The organism is Pseudomonas sp. NPDC087639, assembly GCF_044743385.1.
In the GTDB taxonomy this organism is placed as follows: Bacteria; Pseudomonadota; Gammaproteobacteria; order Pseudomonadales; family Pseudomonadaceae; genus Aquipseudomonas.
Genome location: NZ_JBIUWI010000032.1, coordinates 1 through 10223 on the forward strand (window position 1 = coordinate 1; position 10223 = coordinate 10223).

General features: G+C 61.2%; 7 protein-coding genes. 3 read left to right on the forward strand and 4 right to left on the reverse strand.

Annotated features, from left to right (window positions below; genetic code table 11):
- The coding region (gene speB / locus ACIOVB_RS15075; RefSeq protein ID WP_401268920.1) for an agmatinase at positions 1–930 on the reverse strand (930 nt) is incomplete at its 3' end.
- A 349-nt stretch (positions 931–1279) separates the two neighbouring features.
- Here speB and ACIOVB_RS15080 point away from each other — a divergent pair.
- Together ACIOVB_RS15080 and ACIOVB_RS15085 are read left to right on the forward strand one after the other, a co-directional pair.
- Entirely contained in the window at positions 1280–2173 is an 894-nt protein-coding gene (locus ACIOVB_RS15080) for a LysR family transcriptional regulator (RefSeq protein ID WP_007956593.1), read from the forward strand.
- A gap of 4 nt (positions 2174–2177) precedes the next feature.
- Positions 2178–2774: a tRNA-uridine aminocarboxypropyltransferase gene (locus tag ACIOVB_RS15085; RefSeq protein WP_401268922.1), complete on the forward strand. Its 597-nt coding sequence runs from the start codon at positions 2178–2180 to the stop codon at positions 2772–2774.
- Positions 2775–2808: 34 nt separating this feature from the next.
- Here the strand turns inward: ACIOVB_RS15085 and ACIOVB_RS15090 are convergent, their stop codons facing one another.
- The 3 genes from ACIOVB_RS15090 to ACIOVB_RS15100 form a co-directional block, all read right to left on the reverse strand.
- Positions 2809–4170 carry an HlyD family type I secretion periplasmic adaptor subunit gene (locus tag ACIOVB_RS15090; RefSeq protein WP_401268923.1) on the reverse strand — a complete coding sequence of 454 codons (1362 nt, stop codon included), beginning with the start codon at positions 4168–4170 and terminating at the stop codon, positions 2809–2811.
- A 9-nt stretch (positions 4171–4179) separates the two neighbouring features.
- Positions 4180–6339, reverse strand: coding sequence for a type I secretion system permease/ATPase (locus ACIOVB_RS15095; RefSeq protein WP_401268926.1), 2160 nt, complete (start codon positions 6337–6339; stop codon positions 4180–4182).
- Between the two features lie 171 nt (positions 6340–6510).
- Entirely contained in the window at positions 6511–7869 is a 1359-nt protein-coding gene (locus ACIOVB_RS15100) for a TolC family outer membrane protein (protein ID WP_187677312.1), read from the reverse strand.
- Positions 7870–8402: 533 nt separating this feature from the next.
- Here ACIOVB_RS15100 and ACIOVB_RS15105 point away from each other — a divergent pair.
- Positions 8403–10223 (forward strand): retention module-containing protein (locus ACIOVB_RS15105; RefSeq protein WP_401268929.1); only part of this gene is annotated, 1821 nt, incomplete at its 3' end.

Consider the following 10223-nt stretch of genomic DNA (forward strand, 5'->3'; position numbering starts at 1 on the left):
CAGTACGCAGAGCATATCGTACAGCAGGTTGGCGGCCAGCAGCGAGGTGTTGCCGGTGGAGTCATAAGCGGGCGAGACTTCTACCAGATCGCAACCGATCAGGTCGAGGCCTTGGCAGCCGCGAACGATCTCAATCGCCTGAATGGTCGTCAGACCCCCGATTTCCGGGGTGCCGGTGCCTGGCGCCCAAGCCGGGTCGATGCCGTCGATGTCGAAGCTCAGGTACACCGGACCACCGCCGACTTTCTCGCGCACTTCGGCCATCAGCGGGGCCAGCGACTTGTGCCAGCACTCTTCGGCCTGCACCACGCGGAAACCCTGATCGCGGCTCCAGTTGAAGTCATCAGCGGTGTAGCCCTGCGCACGCAGACCGATCTGCACTACGCGGTCGCAGTCCAAAAGACCTTCTTCGACGGCGCGACGGAAAGTCGTGCCGTGGGCGATTTTCTCGCCAAACATGTGATCGTTGACGTCAGCGTGGGCGTCGATGTGTACCAGACCGACCTTGCCATGCTTTTTATGGATGGCACGCAGGATCGGCAGGGTGATGGTGTGGTCGCCACCCAGGGTCATCGGGATGACGTTGTGCTCGAGGATGTTGTCGTAGGCTTCTTCGATGATGCGCACGGCGTCGAGCAGGTTGAAGGTGTTGATCGCCACATCACCGATGTCGGCGACCGACAGCGAATCGAACGGCGCAGCGCCGGTGGCCATGTTGTACGGGCGGATCATCACCGATTCGGCGCGGATGTCGCGCGGCCCGAAGCGGGTGCCGGGGCGCAGCGAAGTACCGATGTCCAGAGGCACGCCAACGAAGGCAGCGTCCAGACCGGCAGCGGTCGGTACATGGGGGAGTCGGAGCATGGTGGCGATGCCGCCGAAGCGCGGCATTTCGTTGCCGCCCAGTGGTTGGTGAAGAATCTTGTCCACGGGTAGGGCCTCATCGTCTTGTTTTATTTATGTCGGCGCACCGGCAGGCGGGCACCGCTGTGGGCCGATTCTGCGAAATGTAGTGAGGGGGAAGAATCGCTACGGGCAAATACTTAGTTCAGATTTTTCTAAACTAATGCCAAGGCGCGGGATAGACTCTCAGGCCCTGTGTTGATGACCCTGTGGCGAGGGGATTTATCCCCGATGGGTGGCGAAGCCGCCCCAATTCCTGCGGCTCGGTCCATCAGGCACCCCGCGTGTATTGAATTTACGACTGCTTCGCAGCCGGTCGGGGATAAATCCCCTCACCACAAAGTCATCAGCGTTCGACAGATGTTTGGAGAGCCGCATGGCCAACGCTTTACCCGACCTGAAACTATTACGCATCTTCGTCAGCGTGGTCCGTCATCAGGGTTTCGCCAACGCGCAACAGGAACTCAACCTGTCGACTTCGGCGATCAGCACCTACATGAGCCAGCTCGAAGCCGCGCTCGGTCTGGTGCTGTGCCATCGTGGCCGTGGCGGGTTCAGCCTGACCAGCAAGGGTGAGCTGTTCCATCAGGAAACCCTGCGCCTATTGGCCGAACTCGAAGGCTTCGAGCAATACGCCGCCGCGCTCAAAGGCGAACTGCGCGGCACGCTCAACCTCGGGGTGATCGACTCGACCGTCAGCGACAAGGCCCTGCCGTTCGCCGAAGCCATCGGCGCCTACAGTCAGGAACACCCGGCGGTGCATTTGCATTTGTCGGTGATGAGCCCTTATGAGTTGCAACTCGGAGTGCAAGACAACCGCCTCGATCTGGCCATTGGTGCGTTCTCCACGCGCATGAGCGGTCTGGTCTATATGCCGCTGTACCGCGAGCAACACTGGCTGTATTGCAGCAGCCGACACCCGTTGTTCAACGAGCGGCGCATTCCCGAACAAGTCATCACCCAGCAACGCATGGTCGGGCGCGGTTACTGGAGTCAGGCGGAACTCGCCCGCCACGGTTTCAAGCACAGCGCCGCGACCGTGGAGAGTATGGAAGCGCAGCTGATTCTGGTGCTGTCCGGCGCCTACATCGGTTATCTGCCGGAGCATTACGCTCAGGCTTGGGCCGACAAGGGCGATTTGCGCGTGCTGCTGCCGGCGACCTTCGGTTATCAGGCGCCGTTCTCGATGATCATGCGCCGTGGCCGCAGTCGTGAGCCGCTGATCCAGACGTTCCGCGATTTGCTCAAAGCCCAGCTCAATCAGGCCTAAGAATATGTCCAGACCCCAATGCCCGCGCTGCCTGCGCCCACAAACCCATTGCCTGTGCGCGCTGATCCCCAGTCTCGACAGCCGCACCCGGGTGTTGCTGTTGCAGCATCCGAGTGAGGTCAATCATGCGTTGAACACCGCGCGGCTGGCGGCGCTGGGTTTGACTAATGCCGAACTGATCGTCGGTGAGGTGTTCGAGGATTTGCCGACGCTGTTGAACCGGCCGGGGTATCAGGCGCGTTTGCTGTTTCCGGCGGACGGTGCGCAGCCGATGCAGGCTTACGGCGAGTCCGAGCAACCGCTGTTGCTGGTCGTGCCGGACGGCACCTGGCGCAAGGCGCGCAAGATGCTGCACCTCAATCCGCTGTTGGCGGCGTTGCCACGGGTGACGCTGGCCGAAGGTGGTGTGTCGCGGTATCGGTTGCGCAAGGCACCGGGGCCGGGGGCGTTATCGACGCTTGAAGCGATTGTGCAGGCGCTCGAAACTCTCGAAACGCCGACTACGTTTGCGCCATTGCTGAGGCCGTTCGAGGCATTGATCGACGGGCAGATTGCGGCGATGGGGGAGGAGGTTTTTCAGCGTAATCATGCTGACAGATGATCGTTCCCACGCTCGGCGTGGGAACGATCATTGGCTACCGCTCGCGCATCGCCTCGGTACGGGCCTTGAGCACCGGTTTCAGCAGGTAATCCAGCACACTTTTCTCCCCGGTAATAATGTCCACCGTTGCTACCATCCCCGGAATGATCAGCAACGGTTTCGCATCCCCGCCCAAGTGGTTTTTATCGGTGCGCACCTGAATCAGGTAAAAGCTGTTGCCCTTGTCATCGGTGATCGTGTCGGCACCGATCAACTCAAGTTTGGCGCTCAACCCACCGTAGATCGTGTAGTCGTAGGCACTGAACTTGACCATGGCTTTCTGGCCCGGATGCAGGAATGCCACGTCCTGCGGTCGCACCTTGGCTTCGATCAGCAGGTTGTCTTCCAGCGGCACGATTTCGACCATGTCGCTGCCCGGCTGGACCACGCCGCCGATGGTGTTGACCTTCATTTGCTTGATCACACCACGGACTGGCGAGGTCACGGTGGTGCGGCTGACGCGGTCGTCGATGGCGATGCTCGACGCGGTGATTTTCGACAGGTCGGTGCGTTTCTCGTTCAGCTCCTTGGCGGCCTCGGAGCGGAAGGTTTGCTCCGACTCGTCGATCTTGCTGCGGATCTCGGCAATCGCCGACTCGGCACGGGGAATCGCCAGTGTCGTCGCGTTCAGCGAGCCACGAATTTCCACCGCACTGCGCTTGAGCCGCAGGATTTCCACCGGCGACACCGCGCCGGTTTTCACCAGCGGTTCGGACATGTTCATCTCTTGTTGCAACAGCGCCAGGCTTGAACTGAACTGGCCCTGCTTGGAGCGAAACTCCGCCAGTTCCTGAGTCTTCTGCCGCAGTTGTTCGCTGAGGGTGCGTTGTTCGCTGGCCAGCCGTCGCTGGCGTTGTTCGTACAGCGAGCGTTCGTCTTCGGCGACTTGCGGTGCCTTGGCGATCACTTCAGCGGAGAGCTTGAACGGCCGGCCTTCAGACTCCGCCGACAAGCGTTCGACCTGCGCGGTCAGCGCATAACGGTCGGCCTCGCTCTCACCTTTGTTCGAGCGAAACCGCGTGTCATCCAGGCGCAGCAGGGTGTCGCCCTTGTTCACCATCTGCCCTTCGCGGACAAAAAGCTCGGTGACGATCCCGCCCTCAAGGTTCTGGATCACTTGAACCTTGCTCGACGGAATCGCCTTGCCTTCGCCCATGGTCACTTCTTCGAGCACCGCGAACTTGGCCCAGACCAGTGCGCTGATCAGCAGGCCCGCCGCCAGCCACACGGTAACCCGCGACCAGCGTGGCGAATCCTGCAATGAGGCGCCGGCGGTTTCCGGCATGAACTCGGCCTCGGCGCTTTTGCCGAAGCTGTCGAAGTAGCCGCGTGATTTGCCATCGGATGCAGCAGACATGGCTTACTCCTAGACTGCCGCCGAGCCGACACGGCCCTTGCGCAGTGCATCGATGACTGCTTCTTTCGGGCCGTCAGCGACGACCCGGCCGTTGTCCAGCACCAGCAAGCGATCCACCAGGCTCAGCATCGAGGTGCGGTGGGTGACCAGCAGCAGGGTTTTGCCTTGTACCCAGCCATGCAGTTTCTGGCGCAGCAGGTCTTCGCTGCTGTTGTCCATGGCGCTGGTGGGTTCGTCGAGCAGCATGATCGGTGGATCGAGCAGCAACGCACGGGCCAGCAACACCGCTTGACGTTGACCGCCGGAGAGCAACTGTCCCCGCTCGCCCACCGGCCGGTCGAAACCTTGCGGATGCTGGCGGGCGAGTTCGGTGACGCCGGTCAGTTCGGCGACTTCCAGCATGCGTGAATCGCTGATGTAGCGCGCGCCGAGGGTCAGGTTGTCGCGCAGGCTGCCGGCCAGCAGCGGCAAGTCGTGGGCGACGTAACCGATCTGCTGGCGAAGGTCGGCGACATCCAGTTGCTGCAGCGCGAGGCCGTCGAGCAGTAACTGGCCTTCCTCGGGCTCGTAGAAACCCATCACCAGCCGCGCCAAAGTGCTTTTTCCCGAACCGCTGCGGCCGATGATGCCGACCCGTTCACCGGGTTTCAGGCTGAAACTGACATTGCTCAGGGCCGGTGCATTCTGGCCGTTGTAGTGGAACGTCACGCCGTTGACGTCGAGGGCGCCTTGCAGTTGTGTGCGTTCCAGTGGCCGCTGTTTGCCGTCACGCTCCTGGGGCAGGGCCATCAGCGCATCGGTGCTTTTCATGGTCAGTTGCGCTTGCTGGTAGCGGGTGATCAGCCCGGCGATCTGCCCCAGTGGCGCCAGCACGCGACTGCCGAGCATGTAGGTCGCCACCAATGCGCCGACACTAAGGTTGCCGGCGATGATGCTGTAGACCCCGGCGACAATCGTCGCCATCCCCGAGAACTGCTGAATGAACAGCGTGCCGTTGGTGGCCAGCGCCGAGAGGTTGCGCGCGTGGCTGTCGAGACGGGTGAGGGCGCCGTGGGTGCTTTCCCATTGGTGCTGGCGCTCGCTTTCGGCGCTGCACGCCTTGAGGGTTTCCAGGCCACCGAGGGTTTCGATCAGCAGCGCCTGGCGTTCAGCGCCGAGGCTCAGACTCTTCTGCACCGTGTCGCGCAGGCGCACCTGAATGATCATCGCGAAGATGATGGTCAGCGGAAACGCCAGCAGGGGAATCACCACCAACCAGCCGCCGAGCAGGCCGATCACCACCAGCATCAACACCACGAAGGGCAGGTCGATCAGGCTGGTCAGGGTCACGGCCGTGAGGAATTCACGCAGGCCCTGAAAGTCGTGAATGCTCTGGGCGAAACCGCCGATGGTCGCCGGCCGCGCCTTCATCGACATGCCGGTGATGCGCTCGAATAAAGTCGCGGAAAGGATCACGTCGGTTTTCTTGCCGGCGGTGTCGAGCAAGTGTGCGCGCACTACCCGCAGCACCAGTTCGAAACCGGTGCCGATCAACAGCCCGATCGACAGCACCCATAGGGTCGACGTGGCCTGATTGGGCACCACGCGGTCGTAGGTTTGCATGACGAAAAGCGGCACCATCAGGCCTAACAGGTTGATCAGAAAACTGGCGAGGATCGCGTCGCTGTACAGCCATTTCGACAGCTTCAGGGTGTCGCGAAACCACGCATGCACCCGCGGCACCAGCGGAGAACGCAGGTCTTCGAGTTCGTGGCGTGGCCGGGCGAACAAGGCCTGGCCACTGTAGTGTTCGCTGAGTTCTTCGCGGCTGACCCATTGCTCACCACCATCGGCTTCACTGGGCAGAATCAGCGCTTTACCGTCATCGCCAAACCGCCGCAGCACGGCGGTGCGACCGTCGTTGAGCAGCAGCAGAATCGGCAGATTCAGTGGCGAGATGTCTTTCAGTTCACGGCGCAACAGTCGCGCCTGCAACCCGGCCCGGGCGGCGGCGCGGGGCAGCAGATCCAGGCTCAGGCGTTGTTTGTTCAGGGGCAGCCCGGCACTCAGGCTGGCGCGACTGACCGTCGCGCCATGGAGTTTGCAGAGGATCAACAGACCGTCGAGTAACGGATCATCGAAGCTCAGCCGCGGATCGACCCCTGCGTTACCGGGTTCCATGCTGGTCATATTGATCGCTCCCCTGTTACCGCTTCATTGGGCCTACTGATCGTTCCCACGCTCTGCGTGGGAATGCCTCCAGGGACGCTTTGAGTCCAGTGACGCGGAGCGTCACGGGCTGCATTCCCACGCGGAGCGTGGGAACGATCAGGATCAGCAGCCTTCGGCAGGAGGTTTACGTCATTTCAGCTCTGGCAGACGTGCTTCGTTCTTCACCTCGGTTGTGGCGATCGCATCGGCCGGCAGCACCACCCGTTGCTTGCTCAGCAACTGGCCCATGTTCGCCAGCACGCGGTACATCGAATATTCCTCGGTGTAGCGGATTTCGGTGTAGCGACGGTTGGCGTTGTAGAGCTCGTTTTCGCTGTCGAGCAAGTCGAGCAGGGTACGTTGGCCGAGGCCGAACTGATCCTGATACGCGGCGCGCACACGCTTGGTGGTGTCGGCGTATTCGCGTGCGGTCGGGGTTTGCTTCTTGGCGTTCTCCATGGCGTTCCAGGCCAGGCGAATGTTTTCGTTGAGCTGGCGCAGGGCGTTGTTGCGGATGTCCATCGCCTGATTGATGTCGTGGGCGTTCGCAGCCAGGCGAGCCTTGTCGCTGCCGCCGCGGAACAGGTTGTAGTTCATCACCACACCCACACGCCATTCGTTGTCGTGGCCCTCATCGCCCTGCACGTTGTTGTTCGCGCCGACCGCCGCCTCTGCGTCGAAACGTGGGTAGAACGGCGACTTGGCAACTTCGTATTGGCTTTCGGCCGATTGCACGTCGGCCTGGGCGGATTTCAGGTAAGGGTTGTTGTCGACCATGCTCTGCTGGGCTTCGCGCAGATCGGTAGGCAATTCGCCGCGGGTCGAGGCGGGGGTTTCCAGCTCATCGGGCATGCGCCCGACCACGCTGTAGAAGTTGGCTTCGGCATCGGACAGATCGACTTCGGCGGTGTCGAGGTTGTTTTGCGCCAGCGCCTTACGGGCTCCCGACTGGTCGGAGTCGGCGGTGCTGCCAACGCCGCGCTCGGTGCGCAGGCCGATCTGATCGTTGACGCGCAAGTGTGCTTGCAGGTTGTTGGTAGCCAGGGTCACCAGTTCGCGGCGCTTGAGCACTTCGAGATAGACCTCGATGGTGCGCAGGGCCAGATCCTGCGCGGTGCCTTGCGCATAGTAGGCGCGCGAGTTGGACACGCCCTTGGTGCGCTCGACCTCGTTGGCGGTGTTGAAACCGTCGAACAGCATCTGCCGCAAGCGCAGCTCGGACTGGGTGTAATTGAGAATGCGCGTGTCGTGATTGCCAAACGCGCGGGTGTTGGTGTTGTCGCTGTAGCCGCGACCATAAGCGGCGTTCAAATCGACCGACGGATAGAAGCCGCCCTTGGCGACTTTGACTTGTTCATCTGCCGACAGGCGTGCGTCCACGCGCGAAGCAAGTTCCGGGTGTGTAGCGATAGTGCTCTGGATGGCTTCGGTGAGGTTCATGGCCTGGGCTTGAGAAGTGCAAGCCATGGCCAGCAAAACCGCGCTGCAGAGGGGGGTTAGAACGCGCATGGGTGCATCTCCCTGAGTCCTGATGGTGTCTTACTGTCGCCAAATATTTGACGATATTTTTAGGTGTAAGCGTTTCACTCTTGTAACAACAGAGCTAAGAACATCCTGAAGCGTAGCTAAGAAAAAATTTTCATAAGGCTTATGCCGAAAAAAACTTATGCGCTTTGTAAAAACCGGCACATTGTTCAGCTCGAAAGCCTTTGTTTTATGCGCTTCAGGGAGCTCAAAAAGGCTTGAGGAAAGTTCCATTCACTTTGCGACATACGGCGAAGTACTGCTGAAGGGGAGGGACGCGTAACGGTCAATGGGTGACAGATTTTTGTCACTTGGGTGATTCACCACCGTTACGTAGCGTTAGTAGGCGTGCTGCCTTGATCAGGATTCGGAAGTGCTTGATAGCACTCAAGTTTCCCGCTCAGACAGAACCTGCGAAACGAACTGTCGAGGGTGCGAGCGTCGCCCCGACAACCCGATTGAGCCATGGGCTGCTTCGCGAACCAGTGCCGACGGTGGTCGGCAGCGGAGGATTTCACATGGCAACGCTCATCGGCACCGTTACTAAAGTCATTGGTCAGGTTTTCGCGCAGGGCATCGACGGCACTCGTCGCGCCTTGGTCGAGGGCGACAAGTTGTTTGCCGGCGATCAACTGATCACCGGAGCCGAAGGCGCCGTCGCCGTTCATCTGCAAAATGGCCAGGATTTGACCTTGGGCCGCGGCAGTAACCTGACCATGACCAGTGAGCTGCTGGCCGGGCAGGCTGCTCATGTGAACACCGCAGAGGCCGTGACCCCGAGCGACGCGCAACTGACCGATGTCGAGCAGATCCAGAAAGCCATCGCTGCCGGTGACGACCCGACCAAAACCGCCGAAGCCACCGCCGCCGGCCCCAACGCCCCCGGCAACCCCAGTGGCGAATTGGGCGGCGGGCACAGTTTTGTCCTGCTGACGGAAGTCGGCGGGCGGGTCGATCCGATCATCGGGTTCCCCACCGCCGGGTTCAACGGCATTCCCGAGTTTCCCGAAGAGCGGCGTAACGCGGTCATCGACAATGGCGACGACGGCGTCGCCCCCGTTGTGCCACCGCCGCCGGTGAATAATCTGGTGACCCTCAACGGCTTGGCGGCGCCCGGCGGAGAGCTGAACCTCAATGAAGCTAACCTGCCTGACGGCTCGGCGGCCAATCCCGGCGCCCTGACCCAGAGCGGCAGCTTCACCGTATCGGCGCCGGACGGTTTGACCAGTCTCAGCATCGGCGGCATCAATCTGATCAACGGCGGCGTGGCCGTCGGCTTCCCGCAGTCGATCACCACGCAACTGGGCAACACCCTGACGATCACCGGTTACAACCCGGCGACAGGCGTGGTCACTTATAGCTACACGCTCAATGGCAATGAAACCCACGCGGCGGGTGACGGCAGCAATAGTCTCAGTGAACAATTCACCGTGATTGCTGGCGACAGCAATGGCGACACCGCGACCGGAACGCTGGACGTCAACATCACTGACGACGTGCCCAGAGCGATCGATGACAGCAACGGCACCGCCTCGGAAACCCAACTCACGCTGACCGGCAACGTCCTGACTAACGACGTGCAAGGCGCCGACCGCGTCACTACCGGCCCGGTTACGGCCGGCACGTTCACCGGGACTTACGGTACGCTGGTGCTCAACGCCAACGGCACTTACACCTACACCCTGAACACCAGCGACGCCGATTTCAAAGCCCTGACCGGCGGCGGCAATGGCACGGAAACCTTCACCTACACCCTCACCGATGCCGACGGCGATACCAGCACCGCCAACCTCGTTTTGCAGATCAACAACAATGACGATCCGGTGGTGATCAACGGTTTGAACGTCGAGGGCGGGGAACTGACGGTTTACGAGCAAAACCTCAGCGACGGCAGTGCGCCGGATTCCACTGCGCTGACTCAAAGCGGCACCTTCAGCATCACCGCGCTGGACGGCGTAACAACCCTGACGGTTGGCGGCATCGCAGTCGTCACCAACGGCGTGGTCGCAGGCTTCCCGCAATCGATCACTACACCTTTGGGCAGCACGCTCACCATCACCGGGTTCAACGCCGCAACCGGCGTTGTCAGCTACAGCTACACCCTCGCCGATAACGAGGCGCATCCGACCGCCAACGGCGCCAACAATCTGCCTGAGCAATTCGCTGTCACCGTGGTCGATGACAACGGCACCACTGCCAACGCGACCCTCGACGTCAACATCGTCGACGACTTGCCAAAAGCGGTGGACGACAGCAACACCACCACCGCCTCGGAAACCCAACTCACGCTGACCGGCAACGTCCTGACCAACGATGTGCAAGGCGCCGACCGAGTTCCG

Bases quoted from the DNA above. Each gene is read 5' to 3' on its own strand.
- ACIOVB_RS15080 (WP_007956593.1), top strand. From the start codon at position 1,280: ATGGCCAACGCTTTACCCGACCTGAAACTATTACGCATCTTCGTCAGC.
- ACIOVB_RS15085 (WP_401268922.1), top strand. From the start codon at position 2,178: ATGTCCAGACCCCAATGCCCGCGCTGCCTGCGCCCACAAACCCATTGC.
- ACIOVB_RS15095 (WP_401268926.1), bottom strand. From the start codon at position 6,339: ATGACCAGCATGGAACCCGGTAACGCAGGGGTCGATCCGCGGCTGAGC.
- ACIOVB_RS15100 (WP_187677312.1), bottom strand. From the start codon at position 7,869: ATGCGCGTTCTAACCCCCCTCTGCAGCGCGGTTTTGCTGGCCATGGCT.
- ACIOVB_RS15090 (WP_401268923.1), bottom strand. From the start codon at position 4,170: ATGTCTGCTGCATCCGATGGCAAATCACGCGGCTACTTCGACAGCTTC.